At 46.6% G+C, this 17598-nt stretch carries 17 protein-coding genes and 1 riboswitch; of the genes, 15 read left to right on the top strand and 2 right to left on the bottom strand.

Annotated features, from left to right (window positions below):
* The first annotated feature begins 107 nt into the window (after nucleotides 1-107).
* Both ACF3OH_RS11300 and ACF3OH_RS11295 read left to right on the top strand, forming a co-directional pair.
* A complete protein-coding gene (locus ACF3OH_RS11300) occupies nucleotides 108-1409 on the top strand; it encodes an HD domain-containing protein (protein WP_392454719.1) in 1302 nt (433 codons plus the stop codon).
* A gap of 2 nt (nucleotides 1410-1411) precedes the next feature.
* Nucleotides 1412-1915, top strand: a complete 504-nt coding sequence (locus ACF3OH_RS11295) for a YwgA family protein (RefSeq protein ID WP_392454718.1) — start codon at nucleotides 1412-1414, stop codon at nucleotides 1913-1915.
* 353 nt (nucleotides 1916-2268) lie between these two features.
* Here ACF3OH_RS11295 and ACF3OH_RS11290 read toward each other — a convergent pair whose 3' ends face one another.
* Complete coding sequence (locus ACF3OH_RS11290) at nucleotides 2269-2454, bottom strand: 2-hydroxymuconate tautomerase (RefSeq protein ID WP_204589822.1); 186 nt, start codon at nucleotides 2452-2454, stop codon at nucleotides 2269-2271.
* Nucleotides 2455-2526: 72 nt separating this feature from the next.
* Here ACF3OH_RS11290 and ACF3OH_RS11285 point away from each other — a divergent pair, with 72 nt between their 5' ends.
* Nucleotides 2527-3048 (top strand): YwhD family protein, encoded by a 522-nt coding sequence (locus tag ACF3OH_RS11285; RefSeq protein ID WP_392454717.1) that lies wholly within the window; start codon nucleotides 2527-2529, stop codon nucleotides 3046-3048.
* Nucleotides 3049-3387: 339 nt separating this feature from the next.
* Here ACF3OH_RS11285 and ACF3OH_RS11280 read toward each other — a convergent pair whose 3' ends face one another.
* The gene (locus ACF3OH_RS11280) at nucleotides 3388-3552 is read right to left on the bottom strand and encodes a transglycosylase domain-containing protein (RefSeq protein WP_392454716.1); all 165 of its coding nucleotides are present in this window, start codon (nucleotides 3550-3552) and stop codon (nucleotides 3388-3390) included.
* Between the two features lie 139 nt (nucleotides 3553-3691).
* On the opposite strand from ACF3OH_RS11280, the gene speE reads away from it, so the two are divergent.
* The 12 genes from speE to ACF3OH_RS11220 all read left to right on the top strand — a co-directional run bounded on the left by speE (nucleotide 3692) and on the right by ACF3OH_RS11220 (nucleotide 17588).
* Nucleotides 3692-4525 carry a spermidine synthase gene (gene speE / locus ACF3OH_RS11275; RefSeq protein ID WP_392454715.1) on the top strand — a complete coding sequence of 278 codons (834 nt, stop codon included), beginning with the start codon at nucleotides 3692-3694 and terminating at the stop codon, nucleotides 4523-4525.
* Nucleotide 4526: 1 nt separating this feature from the next.
* Complete coding sequence (gene speB, locus ACF3OH_RS11270) at nucleotides 4527-5402, top strand: agmatinase (protein ID WP_392454714.1); 876 nt, start codon at nucleotides 4527-4529, stop codon at nucleotides 5400-5402.
* A gap of 139 nt (nucleotides 5403-5541) precedes the next feature.
* Nucleotides 5542-5961: a DUF1934 domain-containing protein gene (locus tag ACF3OH_RS11265; RefSeq protein WP_204589817.1), complete on the top strand. Its 420-nt coding sequence runs from the start codon at nucleotides 5542-5544 to the stop codon at nucleotides 5959-5961.
* Nucleotides 5958-7622: an arginine--tRNA ligase gene (gene argS, locus ACF3OH_RS11260; protein ID WP_392454713.1), complete on the top strand. Its 1665-nt coding sequence runs from the start codon at nucleotides 5958-5960 to the stop codon at nucleotides 7620-7622. The genes ACF3OH_RS11265 and argS overlap by 4 nt, the downstream gene beginning before the upstream one ends.
* A gap of 4 nt (nucleotides 7623-7626) precedes the next feature.
* Nucleotides 7627-7765: riboswitch (cobalamin riboswitch) on the top strand.
* A gap of 129 nt (nucleotides 7766-7894) precedes the next feature.
* Nucleotides 7895-8845, top strand: coding sequence for an ABC transporter substrate-binding protein (locus ACF3OH_RS11255; RefSeq protein WP_392454712.1), 951 nt, complete (start codon nucleotides 7895-7897; stop codon nucleotides 8843-8845).
* Nucleotides 8838-9833, top strand: coding sequence for an iron ABC transporter permease (locus ACF3OH_RS11250; RefSeq protein ID WP_204589814.1), 996 nt, complete (start codon nucleotides 8838-8840; stop codon nucleotides 9831-9833). The genes ACF3OH_RS11255 and ACF3OH_RS11250 overlap by 8 nt, the downstream gene beginning before the upstream one ends.
* Nucleotides 9834-11300, top strand: coding sequence for an adenosylcobinamide amidohydrolase (locus ACF3OH_RS11245; protein ID WP_392454711.1), 1467 nt, complete (start codon nucleotides 9834-9836; stop codon nucleotides 11298-11300).
* Nucleotides 11301-11873 carry a cob(I)yrinic acid a,c-diamide adenosyltransferase gene (locus tag ACF3OH_RS11240; RefSeq protein WP_392454710.1) on the top strand — a complete coding sequence of 191 codons (573 nt, stop codon included), beginning with the start codon at nucleotides 11301-11303 and terminating at the stop codon, nucleotides 11871-11873.
* A 170-nt stretch (nucleotides 11874-12043) separates the two neighbouring features.
* Nucleotides 12044-14203, top strand: coding sequence for a (Fe-S)-binding protein (locus ACF3OH_RS11235; RefSeq protein ID WP_392454709.1), 2160 nt, complete (start codon nucleotides 12044-12046; stop codon nucleotides 14201-14203).
* 172 nt (nucleotides 14204-14375) lie between these two features.
* Nucleotides 14376-15572 carry an acetyl-CoA C-acetyltransferase gene (locus tag ACF3OH_RS11230; protein WP_392454708.1) on the top strand — a complete coding sequence of 399 codons (1197 nt, stop codon included), beginning with the start codon at nucleotides 14376-14378 and terminating at the stop codon, nucleotides 15570-15572.
* A 15-nt stretch (nucleotides 15573-15587) separates the two neighbouring features.
* A complete protein-coding gene (locus ACF3OH_RS11225; RefSeq protein ID WP_392454707.1) occupies nucleotides 15588-16439 on the top strand; it encodes a 3-hydroxybutyryl-CoA dehydrogenase in 852 nt (283 codons plus the stop codon).
* 12 nt (nucleotides 16440-16451) lie between these two features.
* A complete protein-coding gene (locus ACF3OH_RS11220; RefSeq protein ID WP_204589808.1) occupies nucleotides 16452-17588 on the top strand; it encodes an acyl-CoA dehydrogenase in 1137 nt (378 codons plus the stop codon).
* Nucleotides 17589-17598 lie beyond the last annotated feature (10 nt).

Raw genomic sequence — 17598 nt, 5'->3', positions numbered from 1 at the left:
GGATTTAAAGGACTTGTTCACGAAGAAGAAGGGTATAGAAGAGCAGTTCGGAAGACCCTTTTTTTCAACCGACAACTTCCTTATACTGATTGAAAGACGGTGAAAGCATGACACCTTATGCCACACAAAAACTAGCAGAAGAAAAAGTGTTCAAAGATCCGGTCCACCGTTATATACATATTCGTGATCAAGTGATTTGGGATGTCATTGGTGCAAAAGAATTCCAACGACTTCGCCGCATTCGTCAGCTCGGAACGACGTATCTGGTGTTTCACGGAGCGGAACATAGCCGTTTTAGCCACTCGCTTGGGGTCTATGAGATTGTTCGTCGAATTATAGACAACAGCTTTGAAGGGCGCCCCGAATGGGATCAGTCAGAACGCTTAGTTGTCCTCTGTGCAGCGCTTTTGCATGACCTCGGACACGGGCCGTTTTCCCACGCATTTGAAAACGTATTTTCGTTAGACCATGAAGACTTCACACAAGCTATCTTACTCGGCGACACTGAAGTGAATGCTATCTTGTCACGCGTTAGTACAGACTTCCCGCAAAAAGTAGCAGACGTCATCGCAAAGACGTATCCAAACAAACAAGTTGTCAGCTTGATTTCAAGTCAAATCGACGCCGACCGAATGGATTACTTGCAACGCGACGCCTACTTCACAGGGGTCAGCTACGGGCACTTTGATATGGAACGAATCTTACGTGTGATGCGCCCCCTCGAAGACCAAGTTGTCATCAAATCTAGCGGGATGCACGCGGTAGAGGATTACATCATGAGCCGCTACCAAATGTACTGGCAGGTCTATTTCCACCCGGTATCACGAAGTGCGGAAGTGATTTTGACAAAAGCCCTTCACCGTGCGAAAAAGCTGAGTGAGGAAGGGTACACGTTTACACATGAACCTACACACTTCAAAAGTTTCTTTGACAGCACATTCACACTAGAAGACTATGTCGCACTCGATGAAAGTGTGTTACTGACCTATTTCCAATTGTGGACGAAGGAGCAGGACACGATTCTTGCGGACTTGTGTTCTCGTTTCATGTACCGAAAGTTGTTCCAGTATATCGAATTTGATCCCGCCAAAGACTTTATGAAAATGCGGGAGTTGGAATCCCTTTTCCGAGAAGCGGGTATCGACCCAGACTACTATTTAGTATTCGATTCTTCGTCTGACTTACCGTATGACTTTTACCGTCCAGGCGAAGAGGGCGAACGAATTCCAATCCATTTACTCATGCCATCTGGTGAAATAAAGGAACTGTCTCGCCAATCAGAAATTGTAGAAGCGGTCTCTGGCAAGAGGCGCTCCGATCATAAATTGTATTTTCCGGAAGAACGGCTGCGCGGGGATACGCCGGCAGAGCGACGTATCCGAGACGTATTAGGACTGAAGGAGGTGTAACCATGCTACGTGATCACGCAGCAATCGTGCGGTTTATCGAGCAGGCACATGGCATCACAGGCCGAAAAAAACTTCAAAAGATGATGTACATCGCAAAAAAGCTCGGCTATCCTGTGAACGAAAAATATGAATTCCATATGTATGGCCCGTATTCTGAGGAATTGACGGCGCGTATCGAAGAACTTTGTACAATGGGGTTCTTGGTGGAAGAAAAAGAAGACAAAGGGGCATATACACAATATGCGTACTCCACGACTTCTGAAAGCATGGACTTTATGGAATTGTCCCCTCCACTGGGCGACGCCTTTTCAACGTGTATTGGGGAAATGAAAGAAAAGTCCTCTCGTTTCTTGGAGCTTGTGGCGACTTTATTTTACTTCGATGATTTGGAGCAGCAGGCTCAGATCGATAAGGTACATATTGTCAAAGGGAAGTTGAATTTTACGGAAGAAGAGTTTGCAGAAGCGTTCAAGTTTATTGAGGATTTGAAGAAGAATAACTGTTAACACTTAGATGTGGAGCCGACTGTTCAGAAATGGTGCAACTCGATTCCGTTTAGATGTGGAGAACACCGCTCTAGAAAACTACTTGTACTCAATCTCTGCCTTCTCTTGTCGATTGAAATAGAGAATGTATCTGGAGTGAGTGGCACTTTCCATTCAGTTCCCAAAAGGTACCTGGTACCCAAACAATTCCAACACAATTTATGAATATCGAGAATACAACGCAGAAATGCGGGTTCGCAGTGCATACTTGATGAATAATTTTGAATGTCTGAATTGTTTCTGGGACAGGTACCTAAAAAAAGACAGCAAATTCTCTTGTTCTAGAGAAAATGCTGTCTTTTGTTGATTCTAGATTACTGGTCAGAAAGGCGTTTTCCTGCAACAGCGTAATGGTTCTTCGGCATTTCTTCGATGAACACGACAACTTTCTCAGCAGGTGCATCGACAGTTTCTGTCACTGCAGCAGTCACACGCTCAACTAAAGCTTTTTTCTGTTCTTCAGTGCGACCTTCTAACATTTTCACGGTAACGTATGGCATATTTCTTCCTCCTTTTGCGAAATGTTCTGTATACTAATAGCTATCGTACCATAGAGGAAGGAGCGAAGCGATATGCCAGATGAGCAAAAACCAAAACAAAAAATAGGCTTCACCATTATAAAAAATGACCCAACAGACGGCCACAAAGGCTACGGAATTGGTTCGTTATCACTTGAAAATGTTTCCCCCGTAATCGTCGATGTAGAAGAGGGGGTGGCCCGTGTTGAAATCGGAGCGATGCATGCACGCAGTGATACGGAGCGCGGGATCAAATTCACAACCAATCGAGAAGACTCAGCAGGAGGCAAACCGTACTGGCTCGTGTGGGTAACAATTGACCAGCTTCCAGAAGGCCCGTATTATGCTGGAATGGCGTCATGTGAAATGGTGATCAACCGTGAAAAGCGCCGTGGTTATAAGTTGCTATCGGATCACGTGAACCGAATGGACAAATCGATGAAACGCAAATTTATGCTAGAAAATTTAGACGAACGGTCAAAAGATATTTTGCGTGATTTCTTAAAGTCTCACGATGCGCAGATGTGGGAAAGAAGTCCAGAAGAATTGAAACAGGCACTTGCAAGTTCTGACTAAACTGTGACAATTTCAAATCCGGTTGAATTTCGTCACTAAAGAAAGTAAAATGAGTTTAAAGCTTACGTAACTGTAATGCTAGGACACGACGCTCTTTTACCAGCTTGCATACCCGTACACGCTCGTAAAAGCAGGCGTCACGCCCCCGAATGGCCGGAAACCATTTGGGGGTTTTTTTATTGTTAGATGTGGAGCTGACTGTTCAGAAATTGTGCGAAGTACCATTCGGTGCCTGTCACCTTTTTCCAGTGGTTCCCAAAAGGTGACAGGCACCTCTTGGGAATCGGTTCCAAATTTGTTTTACTAAAATCGTCGTCCTAAATTGTGTTTGAACCCACTTTAAGTCGGGCCTTGCGTTAGCACAGCCCCAGCAATCCGCGAGTAATCGAATCCGCTGTGGTCATAAAATTCTTGATCTTCAATCGCTAAAAACGCCATTGGAAGGTAAGGGGACATATCGTCAAGTTCCATCCACTTCCGCCTTTCTTCGGCGTAGCTGCGCACGTTTCATAGACGTTTCCCTCCCTTTCCTCTAGTATGGAAAGGGAATGGACAGATTAAACGAAAAACAGTTGCACTTTTTGAAAAAACCTGTATAGTTTGTCTGTATTTTATTTTTTCAAGCTTGGAAGGAGATAGATAAATGAGCGGAAACTGGTATACAGAAAAGCAGACCGAAAACTTTGGAATTACGATGAAGATAAATAAAACGTTACACGTTGAACAGACGGAGTGGCAATTCTTAGAGATGGCGGAAACAGCGGAGTGGGGCAACATGTTGTTCCTAGATGGCATGGTCATGACGTCTCAAAAAGATGAGTTCGTTTATCACGAAATGGTGGCACACGTGCCATTGTTCACACACCCAAATCCTGAGAACGTATTGGTTGTCGGTGGTGGAGACGGTGGAGTAATCCGTGAAGTGATGAAGCACCCGAAAGTGAAAAAAGCAACGTTAGTTGATATAGATGGAAAAGTAATCGAATACTCAAAGAAATACCTTCCGGAAATTGCTGGGGAACTTGATAACCCACGCGTTGAGGTCATCGTTGGTGACGGCTTCATGCACATCGCAAAATCGGAAAATGAATATGATGTGATCATGGTCGATTCAACAGAGCCGATGGGACCTGCAGTTGACCTGTTCACAAAAGGTTTCTATGCTGGGATCCACAAAGCCTTGAAAGAAGACGGTTTGTTCGTGGCACAGTCCGACAACCCTTGGTTCAAAGCGGACTTAATCAAGCAAGTGCAAAGCGACGTGAAGGAAATCTTCCCAATCACAAAGCTCTATACAGCAAACATCCCGACATACCCATCAGGTCTTTGGTGCTTCACAATCGGATCTAAGAAACATGATCCATTGAACGTGCCGGCGGAGCAATTCCACGACATCGACACGAAGTACTATACGAAAGAGCTTCACACTGCAGCGTTCGTACTACCAAAATTCGTGAAGGATTTAGCAGGTGAGTAAGATGAGATTTGATGAAGCATATAGCGGCAACGTTTTTATTAAAAGCAAACAAGACTACGAGAACGCGCAAGCCGTAATTTACGGAATGCCTATGGACTGGACAGTGAGTTACCGTCCAGGTTCTCGTTTTGGCCCACAGCGTATTCGCGAAGTGTCAATCGGTCTTGAAGAATACAGCCCGTATCTCGACCGCGAGCTAGATGACGTAAACTACTTTGACGCAGGCGATATCCCACTCCCATTCGGAAATGCGGAGAAGAGCCTTGAGTTGATCGGTGGCTTCATTCGTCAACTACTGCAAGACGGCAAAGTCCCAGTCGGAATGGGCGGGGAACACTTAGTATCGTGGCCGGTCATGAAAGAAGTCGCAGCGGTTCACAAAGACCTTGCAATCATTCATATGGATGCGCACACAGATTTACGTGTGGACTATGAGGGAGAGCCTCTTTCTCACTCGACACCAATTCGTAAAATCGCTGAACACATCGGGCCGCACAACGTCTATTCATTCGGAATCCGTTCTGGAATGAAAGAAGAGTTCGAGTGGGCAAAAGCGAACGGTATGGAAATTGCAAAGTTTGAAGTATTGGAACCACTGAAAAAAGTGTTACCAAAACTTGAAGGTCGCCCGGTATACGTGACGATCGATATCGATGTCTTAGACCCAGCGCATGCACCTGGAACGGGCACAGTAGACTGCGGTGGTATAACAAGCCGCGAGCTACTTGCTTCGATCCACGCAATCGCAAACTCTGGCGTCAACGTGGTCGGCTTTGATTTAGTTGAAGTGGCACCGATTTATGATTCATCGGAGCAAACAGCAAACACGGCTTCAAAATTGATTCGTGAGATGTTGCTTGGGTGGATAAAAGAGTAAGAGTTCAAAACACGGAAGTCGAGGTATTCTCGATTTCCGTGTTTTTTTGTAACAACACTCCCACCTTCACAATCTCCCCAATCTCCCGTATACTAAAAAGGTTATAGAAATAACCAAATACCGAAAAGAGGGCTTGAGAATGACCGAACAGGCAGGGATTCCGATTCAGCTGAAGATTGTGTCGACCTTCAAGCATCCCGGAACAAAAATGACCCAGGAATACCACCGAGCAACTGGCTCGATGTATTACAAACAACAAAAACGCTTCTTACGGTTTGAAGAAGTGACAGAAGAAATCACCCAAACCCTCGTTAAATTTGAAGGGTCCGGTGGCTACATCCGACGGCGCGGCGTCGCGGATATGCGAATTGAGTTCGAACTTGGACAAAAAACAAAAGGGCACTATACAATGCACGGTCACACGATGCCGCTGGAAGTATTCACGAGTCGAATCATCCATACAGAAGGCCACGACCGCATTGAATATTCTCTTTATCAAGACAGTGAAAAAATGGGCGATTACACAATCGACTATCATTATACGGAGGTAACCGAATGAATGCAGTAGAACAACTTCAACAATCCATTAAAGACGCTCTTCAAAAAGCAGTCGACGCGACAGGTCTAGCAGGCGACCAGTCGGTTTCGATCCACTTAGAAGCCCCTCGTGACAAAGCAAACGGGGATTACGCGACAAACGTTGCTATGCAACTCACAAAAATCGCGAAGAAAAACCCGCGTGCCATTGCTGAACAGATTTTAGAGAAACTTGAAACAGAAGGAACATCGATTGAATCTGTTGAAATCGCGGGACCTGGTTTCCTAAATATCCGTACAAAAAAAGACTACCTGCAACAAGTCATCAACACAGCTTTTACAGCGGGTACGGCATTCGGTCGCTCAGACACTGGGGAAGGCGAAAAAGTACAAGTCGAGTTTGTCTCTGCGAACCCAACAGGCGACTTGCACCTCGGCCACGCGCGCGGAGCTTCTGTAGGAGACTCACTGTGTAACGTTCTTGATTTCGCAGGCTATGACGTGAGCCGTGAATATTACATCAACGACGCTGGAAACCAAATTCACAATTTGGCGCTTTCGTTAGAAGCACGCTACTTCCAAGCGCTCGGGCAAGACCGGGACATGCCGGAAGACGGTTACCATGGACAAGATATTAAAGACATTGCTGGGGAACTTGCAGCAAACGACGGGGACAAATACGCATCTCTATCGGACGAAGAACGTTATGAATTCTTCCGCAGCTACGGGTTACAAAAAGAACTTGAGAAATTGCAACAAGATCTAGCAGACTTCCGCGTGAACTTCGACGAGTGGTTCTCGGAGTCTTCACTTTATAAAAACGGCAAAATTGACGTGGCACTGGACAAGCTTCGTGCGAACGGCCATATCTACGAAGAAGAAGGCGCGACCTGGTTCCGCTCGACAACATTTGGCGATGACAAAGACCGCGTACTGATCAAACAAGACGGCAGCTACACATACTTGACGCCAGACCTTGCGTACCACGAAGACAAGATCAACCGTGGTTTTGAAAAGCTGATCAACATTTGGGGTGCGGACCACCACGGGTACATTCCACGTATGAAAGCAGCCATTCAAGCGCTCGGTTATGACCGCGACACGTTAGAAGTCAGCGTCATTCAAATGGTGCAATTGTATAAAGACGGCGAGAAAATGAAGATGAGCAAACGTACAGGGAAAGCTGTGACGATGCGTGAACTAGTAGAAGAAGTTGGGCTCGATGCAGTGCGTTATTTCTTCGGTATGCGTTCAGGCGATTCGCACATGGACTTTGACCTTGACCTGGCTGTTTCTCAGTCAAATGAAAATCCTGTTTATTATGCACAATACGCACATGCGCGTATCTGTTCAATCCTTCGTGCAGCAGAAGAGCACCAGATGGCAGCTTCGGTTGAAAACTTGTCCTTGTTAACGGACGAAAAAGAGATTGACTTGATGAAAAAAGTGGGAGACTTCCCACAAGTGGTGGCAGATGCAGCAAAACTTCGTGCACCGCACCGCGTGGCAACGTACATTCAAGAACTAGCTGCACAGTTCCATAGCTTCTACAATGCCAACAAAGTATTGGACCCAGAAGCAAAAGACTTGTCACAAGCACGCCTTGCACTGATTTCGGCTACGCGCCAAACGATTGAAAATGCACTGAAATTATTAGGGGTTTCCGCTCCAGAGAAAATGTAGTACGCTAGACACAACACAACAAGGTGCTCAAGTAACGGATTGCTTGAGGTAAAAGGGAAGCTGGTGAAAGTCCAGCGCGGTCCCGCCACTGTAAGCGACATCAGTCGTAAGCCAGGAAACCTGCCTTGTTGAATGCGCCGTGAACCTACGAGGATGGGTTGGTGTAAGTCGACTATGCCTTTTTGCATGCTCTAGCCGATTTATACCTATTTTTACCCGTCTTTCCGTAGAGGAAGGCGGGTTTTTTACATACACAGAAAAGGGGAAAGACAATGAAAAAATGGGTAAGTTCACTTTTAGCAGCCACGTTACTACTAGGGGCATGTACGAACGAAGAAGCAACTGAAACTCCGGAGACGTCAACAACTCCGGAAACAGAAGATACAGCATTTCCACTCACAGTTACTGATGCAGTGGGCAATGAAATCACTCTGGAAGAAGCACCAGACGCTATCATCTCGATGATTCCGAGTAACACGGAAATCTTGTTCGCCTTAGGATTAGATGAAGAAGTCGTAGGGGTCACAGATTACGATAACTACCCAGAAGCGGCAACGACGAAAGAAAAAATCGGTTCATTTGAATTTAACATCGAAGTGATGACCGCTCTCCAACCCGACCTAATCCTTGCACATGAATCGAGCTGGTCGTCAGCAGAGGCAGGTTTGCAACCACTGATTGACTCAGGTGTGCAAGTATTTGTCGTTGACAATGCAATGAGTTTTGATGAAACGTACGAGACCATTCTCGACATCGGAGAAGTGACGGGGAAATCAGAAGAAGCTGATCAAGTCGTTTCAGATATGAAAGCGCAAGTAGAAGAAGTAGCGAGTAAATTAGAAGCGGTTGAAACACCGAAAAAAGTTTTCTTAGAAGCATCGGGGGACCCTGAAATCTACACAGCAGGCCAAGGTACATTGAATCAAGAACTACTAGACCTTATCAATGCAGAAAATGTTGTAGCGGACCAAGAAGGCTGGCTGATGATGAACTCAGAAGAAATCATCTCACGCAACCCAGATGTCATCGTCTTGACGTATAACTACATGGAAAATGCCGTGGATGCTGTGAAAGCACGACCTGGATTTGATCAAGTGACAGCAGTGCAGCAAGATGCTGTCATAGAAGTGAATGAAGATATTACAACGCGTCCGGGACCGCGTCTTGCACTGGCTCTTGAAGAGCTTGCAAAGGCTGTCTACCCGGAAATTATGAATGACTAGAAGACCTCTTGGCTGGATTGTATCGATCTTGCTGTTAGTCGCTTCAATCTGGCTCGGTGTCTCGATTGGTGCCGTCCAGATTCCAGTATCCACTTTATGGGGAGGGAGCGAGGATGCAACCGCCTCAACAATTGTCTGGAATATCCGGATGCCGCGTGTGTTTCTCGCAGCCCTTGTCGGAGCTAGCTTAGCAGTGGCTGGAGCTGCATTCCAGGCATTATTGAAAAATCCACTTGCTGACCCGTACACACTCGGTGTCTCTTCCGGCGCATCAGTCGGAGCCGTGGCAACCATCTTTTTTGGATTGTCTTTCCCTTTTTTTGGGATGTTCACATTACCGCTACTCAGTATGGTCGGAGCGGTTGTCACACTCATCGTCGTGGTTTCATTCGCCCGCATGATTGACCGCTCACTGCGGATGGAAACTATCATTTTGACAGGGATTATTACGAGTTCCTTTTTCGGTGCCATGATTTCGCTCATGATCGCTTTAACTGGCGAAGAATTGCGCCAAATTATTGGCTGGTTACTCGGAAGCGTTGCCATGCGCACATGGACACACGTGCAAATGATTGTACCGTTCGTGGCGATTGCGGGTACATGGCTTTTATTCCGAGTGCGAGATTTGAATGCCCTACAACTTGGTGAAGACCGTGCACATCATTTAGGGGTCAATGTCGCGCGCGTGAAAAAAGAAGTCCTCGTTGCAGGTTCCATGTTGACTGGGGCAGCGGTAGCAGTTTCGGGAACGATTGGATTTGTCGGTCTGGTCGTGCCGCACATGGTCCGGCAATTATTCGGTGCTGACAACCGGCACGTGTTGCCACTCAGTATGATCAACGGCGCATCCTTACTCATTTTATGTGACTTGGTGGCACGCACGATTATCGAGCCGACCGAGCTACCAATTGGTGTCATGACCGCATTCATAGGGGCACCTGTATTTGCGTGGATTTTCTTCCGCCAGCGACGAAAGGGCGTGAGCTAGATGTTACGAGTCGAAAAGATTTCCGGTGGTTACGCCCATCCTATTGTCCATGATGTCTCGTTCACAGTGAAACCTGGAGAAATCTTAGGGATTCTCGGTCCGAACGGAAGTGGGAAGTCGACACTTTTGAAGCTTGTCAGTGGACTGCTCTCTGCATCCTCTGGGAAAGTCTCTATCGAAGACAAGCCAATGACATCTTATAAACCAAAAGAACTCGCACGCAAGATGGCCGTGCTTCCGCAATTGCCGCCCCAAAGTTTTGGGATGACTGTAAAAGAAGCGGTGTCGCTTGGACGCTACCCGCATCAACAAGGGTTGTTCTCAAGCTGGAAGACAGCGGATGAGGAAGCTGTCATGGAGGCCATGCAGATTACCCAAGTTGTACCGTATGCGTATCAAGAAATTACGACATTATCGGGTGGGGAGCAGCAACGAGTATTTGTCGCACAAGCACTTGCCCAGCAAGCGAATCTTCTTCTTCTCGATGAGCCGACGAATCACCTAGATATCGCACACCAAAAACAATTGCTTGATACGTTAAAAATGCATGTACAAACGCAAAATACAGCCGTCGTCAGTGTATTCCACGATATCAACCTGGCTTCTCTTTATTGTGATCATTTGTTGCTCCTGGAAAAAGGCCGCGTGTCCGCCTACGGAGAGCCACATGAAGTTGTTGCAAAAGAGACTCTCGAAACGGTCTATGAGACACGTCTAGATGTCGCGGCGCACCCGGTTGAACCTAAGCCGCAGATGACTTTATTGCCAAGTGAAGTGGAAAGCTCAATTTCCTGGGTTCGTGCCACGGACGTGCTCGTGACCGAAAACGCCATTGTGCTTCACAAGGAGCGTCCACTTCGCGTTGTGTCCTCAGCAGTTTTGAATCCGGGTTTTGGCTGGTACCGCACAATCGTGAATCGGCAAGTACCGCAGACATACAACGTCAATGATGTGGAACAGGAAGTGAAGCAGTTTGCGCGCACGCGTCATTGGATTCCAACAGAGACCGTCATGCAACTCACAGCAGTAGATGTAAGCGGAGCAGCTATCAAAGAGTATGAAGCGTCATTTGGATCACTCGTCATCATGGTCACCGCGGGCATCGGAAACGCTCTCGATGTGTCACGGGCACATGAAGTGCAGTCTCTACCAGCCATTGGTACAATCAATACATGGATCCTCGTGAACGGAAACTTGTCAGATGAAGCGTTTATTGAAGCGATGATGACAGCCACAGAAGCGAAGACGAAAGCTCTTGCGGAAGAACAAGTCTTGGATAAACGCACTGGGACGTTAGCGACGGGTACGCCAACAGATAGTCTTGTGGTCGCAGCCACCCAACAAGGAGAGAACTTACCTTACGGGGGCCCAATCACGGAACTCGGAAAGTTAATCGGAAAAGGCGTCGTCGACTGTACACGCCAAGCGATTCGTTCTTACAAACAGGCACAAGGGGAGGAAAACTAAATGAAGATTTACACGAAAACAGGGGACAAAGGGCAAACCAGTTTAATTGGTGCGCGCGCAGATAAAGACGATCTACGAATTGAAACGTACGGCACGATCGATGAAGCCAATTCTTTTATTGGCAAAGCTGTTACGGAACTTAATGCGGAATTATTCAAGGACATTCTTGAAGATTTAGAAGCTATCCAACACGAACTTTTTGATTGTGGTGGTGATTTAGCCGTTGTAACAAAAGTCCGGAATTATAAATTGACAGAAGAACCAATCGAAGTTTTAGAAAAGCGTATCGACCAGTTGATGGAGGAAGGGCCGGCACTCGAACGGTTCATCTTACCAGGTGGAACTTCTGCTGCAGCGACTCTTCATATCGCGCGAACAGTTGCGCGCCGTGCAGAACGTCAAATGGTGAGTTTGATGAAACAACAGGAGGATGTTCCTATCATCGTTCAGCGCTATTTGAACCGTTTGTCGGATTATTTGTTCGCGGCAGCACGCGTGGTCAATGCTCGCAGTGGAGTCCGCGACGTAGAGTACATCCGCGGCGCAAAAGTGTTTCACACAGAAAAAGAATAGTGTTCCAATCCCCTGATCAGCTTTTGTTGGTCAGGGGATTTTTAGATGAGGAAAAAAACCTTGACTGAATGCTCATTCATTTTTATACTGAAACAAACACTTTCTTTCTTCGAATAGCGTTGTTATGCTTACAAGTAAGATCGAATGTCATCCTAGAGGGGGAGAAGAAATTGAGTCCGTTATTAATCGCAAACTGGGTTCTATTCATCGCTGTAACTGGCTATGCCATTTACTTATTCGCGTACCTGCTCAAGACACGTTACCAATTCATCAAACTCGGGAAAAAAGTCGAGTTCGAAGATAATGTCAAAGAGCGTATGCGCAAGATTTGGGTGTATGTATTTGGACAAAAGAAACTATTGAAGGATAAGAAAAGTGGTGCAATCCACGTCATGTTCTTCTACGGGTTTTTACTCGTTCAATTAGGCGCAATTGATTTTATTTGGAAAGGTTTGAAACCGGATTCACACTTGCCACTTGGGCCTTTGTATCCTGCTTTCACTTTCTTCACAGAGATTGTCACACTCGTCATTTTAATTGCTGTCGTGTGGGCATTCTACCGTCGTTACGTTGAAAAGTTAGCGCGTCTAAAACGTGGATGGAAGAGTGGACTAGTCCTCATCTTCATCGGGGGTCTAATGGTTTCTGTATTGATCGGAAACGGTATGAACATGATTTGGCACGACCATGCGGGGACATGGACAGAGCCAGTCGCTTCATCTATCGCAGCGGTATTTGGCTTCTTGCCACCAACAGCGGCAGCAGTCGTATTCTTCATTATGTGGTGGGCACACTTACTATTCCTACTCACATTCCTAGTGTACGTTCCGCAATCAAAGCACTTCCACTTGATCACAGGACCAGCAAACGTCTATTACCACCGTTTAGACAATGTTGGACGCCTAAAACCGATTGACTTTGATATTGAAGAAGATGAAGACAACCCGGACGCGGAAGAAGAAATGCCAACGTTTGGTGTGGGCCGCATCCAAGACTTCACGCAAGCACAGATGATCGACTTCTACGCCTGTGTAGAATGTGGACGCTGTACAAACATGTGTCCAGCTTCAGGGACAGGGAAAATGTTGTCACCGATGGATCTGATTACAAAACTTCGTGATCACTTAACATTCACGGGAGCTGTTGAGACACAACAAAAACCATGGGTGCCAGCACTGGCGTTCAGCGGTACTAAAGGAAACCAGTTAGCTGTGGCAGCTGGTGCACAAGGTGCTGTTATTGAAGACATCTACAGTCCGTCATTGATCGGAGATGTCATTACAGAAGAAGAAATTTGGGCATGTACGACGTGCCGTAATTGTGAAGACCAATGTCCTGTAATGAATGAGCACGTTGATAAAATTATCGACCTTCGCCGTTATCTTGTCATGACGGAAGGAAAAATGGACAAAGACGCTCAGCGCGCGATGACAAACATCGAAAAGCAAGGGAATCCATGGGGACTAAACCGTAAAGAAAAAGAAAACTGGCGTGACGCACGTCCGGACATCGCCATCCCTACTGTGAAAGAAGCAGATAAATCAGGAGAAGGATTCGAGTACTTGTTCTGGGTCGGCGCAATGGGATCATTCGATAGCCGTTCACAAAAAATCGCTCTAGCATTCGCACACTTGATGAACGAGGCAGGCGTGAAGTTTGCAATCCTTGGAAACAAAGAGAAAAACTCTGGAGACACACCACGTCGTCTCGGAAATGAATTCTTATTCCAAGAGCTTGCTCAAGCCAACATCAAAGAATTCGAAAAAGCGGGCGTTACAAAAATTGTGACAATCGATCCGCATGCCTACAATATCTTTAAAAACGAATACAGTGATTTCGGTTGGTCGGGAGAAGTCCTTCACCATACAGAAATGTTGTATGACCTTGTGAATCAGGGACGCTTGAAGCCGACGCACGCTGTAAACGAGACCATCACGTTCCACGATTCGTGTTACTTAGGTCGTTACAATGATGTTTACGATCCACCACGTGAAATTCTAAAAGCCATTCCAGGTGTCAAACTTGTCGAGATGGAACGTAACCGCGAGACGGGCATGTGCTGTGGAGCGGGTGGCGGTATGATGTGGATGGAAGAACACGTTGGAAATCGTGTCAATGTAGCACGTACGGAACAAGCATTAGCAGTAAATCCATCTGTGATCTCATCTGGATGTCCATACTGCTTGACGATGTTGTCCGATGGAACGAAAGCAAAAGAAGTAGAAGAGTCAGTCGGTACGTACGATGTGGCGGAACTTCTTGAGCTAGCTGTATTTGGGGAAATGCAACCACCCACGACTGAAGAAGAAGTAGAACCAATCCTTCAGTAGTAAGTATTGCAATTCATCAGATAATTCGTTAAACTAAACGTAAGTGAAGGGAGTGTGGAATGCACTCCCTTTCTTTACGGGACTAAACTGAGCGAGCGCTCGATAGCCTATATTTTTTTCTACCTTATGAAAGCGATTACAACAAAACTTTTCAATAAAAGGAGTTACGCAAATGACAAAGACAGTTATCCTTTCAGGAGCACGTACGGCATTTGGTAAATTTGGTGGAGCACTTAGCCCACTTTCCGCATCAGATCTCGGGGGACACGCAATTCAAGCAGCCTTAGAACGAGCAGGAGTTACACCTGAGCAAGTCGATGAAGTGATCATGGGAACAGTTCTGCAAGCAGGTCAAGGACAGATTCCTTCTCGTCAAGCAGCGAACAAAGCTGGGATTCCGTGGAGCGTCAAAACAGAAACCATCAACAAAGTATGTGCATCTGGTATGCGCAGCATTTCACTCGGTGACCAGTTGATCCGACTTGGAGAAGAGCATATCATCGTTGCAGGCGGGATGGAGTCGATGTCTAACGCACCGTACTACCTTCCAAAAGCACGCGAAGGATTCCGTATGGGGAATGCGCAAGTAGTAGACGGCATGGTGTATGACGGATTGTCCTGTGCTTTCCATCCGAAAAATGTGCATATGGGAACGTACGGAAACTCAACAGCGGATTCATTTGAAATCAGCCGCGAGGAGCAAGACAAATGGGCAGCACGCTCACATGACTTAGCACTCAAAGCAATTGAGTCTGGTCGTTTTGAAGAGGAAATTACACCGATTGAGATCCCACAACGCAAGGGAGACCCAATCACGGTGGCAACAGACGAGGCACCTCGTAAAGGCACGACAGTAGAAGGGCTCGCGAACTTGAAACCGGTGTTTGGAAAAGAAGGAACTATTACAGCAGGAAACGCACCAGGTGTGAACGACGGAGCCTGTGCAGTCGTACTGACTTCTGAACAAAAAGCACAAGAACTAGGCGCAACACCGCTTGGCTATATCGTCGGACATGCAGAAGTGGGAGTGGCACCAGAAGACTTCCCGCAAACACCAGGACTAGTTATCAACACACTTCTTGAAAAATATAACAAATCGATTGAAGAAATCGACTTGATTGAAATCAACGAAGCATTCGCAGCGGTTGCACTTGTCAGCAATCAGATCGCTGGCCTGGATGCAGAGAAAGTAAACGTGAACGGCGGAGCGGTTGCTCTCGGTCACCCGATCGGCGCATCAGGAGCACGTATTGTTTACACAGTAGCACTTGAACTTCAAAAGCGTGGCGGAGGACTTGGTATCGCAGCCATCTGTTCAGGCGGCGGTCAAGGGGATGCAATTCTAATCGAAGTACCAAAACAAGCGTAAGAGAGGCGGATAGAGATGGCTATTCAAAAGGTATTAGTAATTGGCGCAGGCCAAATGGGGTCAGGAATCGCGCAAGTTTGTGCGCAAGCAGGTTTTGATGTGAAACTAAATGACCGTGCTGAAGAATTCTTCGAACGCAGCTTAGCAGGCATTACAAAAAACTTAGCACGTGATGTGGAAAAAGGACGCAAGACAGAAGACGAAAAAACGGCCATCCTTGGACGCATCACAAAGTCTTTAGATATCAACGACGCACGAGACGTAGATATCGTCATCGAAGCAGCAGTGGAAAACATGGAAATCAAGCAACAAATCTTCAAACAGCTTGATGAAATCACACCGAAACATGCGATTTTGGCGACAAACACATCGTCTCTTCCAATCACGGAAATCGCAGCGGTCACAAACCGACCGGAACAAGTAATCGGTATGCACTTCATGAACCCGGTACCTGTTATGAAGCTAGTCGAAATCATTCGCGGACTTGCGACTTCAGATGACGTATACACAGAAATCGAAGATATGACGAAAAAATTGAGCAAAGTGCCTGTCGAAGTGAACGACTTCCCAGGATTCGTTTCAAACCGCATTCTAATGCCGATGATCAACGAAGCCATCTACACATTGTACGAGGGCGTTGCAACAAAAGAAGCCATTGATGACGTCATGAAGCTTGGAATGAACCACCCGATGGGACCGCTGCAACTTGCAGACTTCATAGGTCTTGATACATGCCTCTACATCATGGAAATCCTACACGACGGCTTCGGCGACAGCAAATACCGCCCTTGTCCACTACTTCGCAAATATGTGAAGGCTGGTTGGCTCGGCAAGAAATCTGGTCGCGGATTCTACGTCTACGAATAAGGAGCGTTTAGTATGGAACTACGTTTTACTGAAGAACAAACAATGATGCGCAATATGGTCCGTGAATTCGCCAAAGAAAAAATCGCTCCGTTTATTGAGCACATGGAAGCTGGGGAATTCCCACGCGACATTATCAAAGAGATGGGCGAGCTTGGGTTGATGGGCATCACGATTCCGGAAGAGTACGGCGGTGCAGGAATGGATTTCATGAGCTACATCATCGCCATCCATGAGTTGTCGAAAGTTTCGGCGACAGTCGGTGTTATCTTGTCCGTGCATACGTCGGTTGGCACAAATCCAATCTTATACTTCGGAACTGAAGAACAAAAACAAAACTATGTACCGAAGCTAGCAAGTGGAGAGTACCTCGGGGCATTCTGTTTAACAGAACCGGCTGCTGGTAGTGATGCAGGCTCTTTAAAAACACGTGCAGTCAAAAAAGAGGATCATTACGTGCTGAACGGCTCGAAAGTGTTCATTACAAATGGCGGAGAAGCAGACGTATACATTGTGTTCGCAAACACAGATCCAGAAAAAGGCTCTCGCGGGATCTCGGCATTTATCGTGGAGAAAGACACGCCAGGCTTTATCGTCGGAAAAGACGAGCACAAAATGGGCTTACACGGTTCACGCACAGTCGAATTAACATTTGAAGATATGAAAGTACCTGCTGCCAACTTGCTAGGGCAAGAAGGGGAAGGCTTTAAAATCGCGATGGCGAACTTAGATGTAGGACGTATCGGAATTGCAGCACAAGCACTTGGAATTGCTGAAGCAGCACTTGACGAGGCAGTCGCATACTCCAAAGAACGCAAGCAGTTCGGGAAACCGATTGCTGTCAACCAAGGTATCGGCTTTAAACTTGCAGACATGGCAACTGCCGTTGAAGCGTCTCGCTTACTTGTCTACAGCGCAGCAAACTTGCGCCAGCTCGGCAAACCATGCGGACAAGAAGCGTCTATGGCAAAACTATTTGCTTCCAAAACAGCAGTGGACGTTTCGATTGAAGCAGTTCAAGTGTTTGGTGGCTACGGCTATACAGAAGAATATCCAGTGGAGCGCTTGTTCCGCGATGCAAAAATTACAGAAATCTACGAAGGTACGTCTGAAATTCAGCGCCTCGTAATCGGCAAACACCTTACAAACTAAAAAAGGCGGG

The organism is Chryseomicrobium aureum (genome assembly GCF_043182735.1).
GTDB lineage: Bacteria > Bacillota > Bacilli > Bacillales_A > Planococcaceae > Chryseomicrobium > Chryseomicrobium aureum.
This window is presented reverse-complemented; position numbering and strand designations above follow the sequence as displayed.

What these genes read in the sequence shown, in the direction of transcription:
- ACF3OH_RS11285 (WP_392454717.1), top strand. Translation starts at nt 2,527, where the DNA reads ATGCCAGATGAGCAAAAACCAAAACAAAAAATAGGCTTCACCATTATA.
- ACF3OH_RS11265 (WP_204589817.1), top strand. Translation starts at nt 5,542, where the DNA reads ATGACCGAACAGGCAGGGATTCCGATTCAGCTGAAGATTGTGTCGACC.
- ACF3OH_RS11295 (WP_392454718.1), top strand. Translation starts at nt 1,412, where the DNA reads ATGCTACGTGATCACGCAGCAATCGTGCGGTTTATCGAGCAGGCACAT.
- ACF3OH_RS11220 (WP_204589808.1), top strand. Translation starts at nt 16,452, where the DNA reads ATGGAACTACGTTTTACTGAAGAACAAACAATGATGCGCAATATGGTC.
- ACF3OH_RS11230 (WP_392454708.1), top strand. Translation starts at nt 14,376, where the DNA reads ATGACAAAGACAGTTATCCTTTCAGGAGCACGTACGGCATTTGGTAAA.
- ACF3OH_RS11255 (WP_392454712.1), top strand. Translation starts at nt 7,895, where the DNA reads ATGAAAAAATGGGTAAGTTCACTTTTAGCAGCCACGTTACTACTAGGG.
- ACF3OH_RS11245 (WP_392454711.1), top strand. Translation starts at nt 9,834, where the DNA reads ATGTTACGAGTCGAAAAGATTTCCGGTGGTTACGCCCATCCTATTGTC.
- ACF3OH_RS11300 (WP_392454719.1), top strand. Translation starts at nt 108, where the DNA reads ATGACACCTTATGCCACACAAAAACTAGCAGAAGAAAAAGTGTTCAAA.
- argS (WP_392454713.1), top strand. Translation starts at nt 5,958, where the DNA reads ATGAATGCAGTAGAACAACTTCAACAATCCATTAAAGACGCTCTTCAA.
- ACF3OH_RS11250 (WP_204589814.1), top strand. Translation starts at nt 8,838, where the DNA reads ATGACTAGAAGACCTCTTGGCTGGATTGTATCGATCTTGCTGTTAGTC.
- ACF3OH_RS11225 (WP_392454707.1), top strand. Translation starts at nt 15,588, where the DNA reads ATGGCTATTCAAAAGGTATTAGTAATTGGCGCAGGCCAAATGGGGTCA.
- ACF3OH_RS11240 (WP_392454710.1), top strand. Translation starts at nt 11,301, where the DNA reads ATGAAGATTTACACGAAAACAGGGGACAAAGGGCAAACCAGTTTAATT.
- speB (WP_392454714.1), top strand. Translation starts at nt 4,527, where the DNA reads ATGAGATTTGATGAAGCATATAGCGGCAACGTTTTTATTAAAAGCAAA.
- speE (WP_392454715.1), top strand. Translation starts at nt 3,692, where the DNA reads ATGAGCGGAAACTGGTATACAGAAAAGCAGACCGAAAACTTTGGAATT.
- ACF3OH_RS11290 (WP_204589822.1), bottom strand. Translation starts at nt 2,454, where the DNA reads ATGCCATACGTTACCGTGAAAATGTTAGAAGGTCGCACTGAAGAACAG.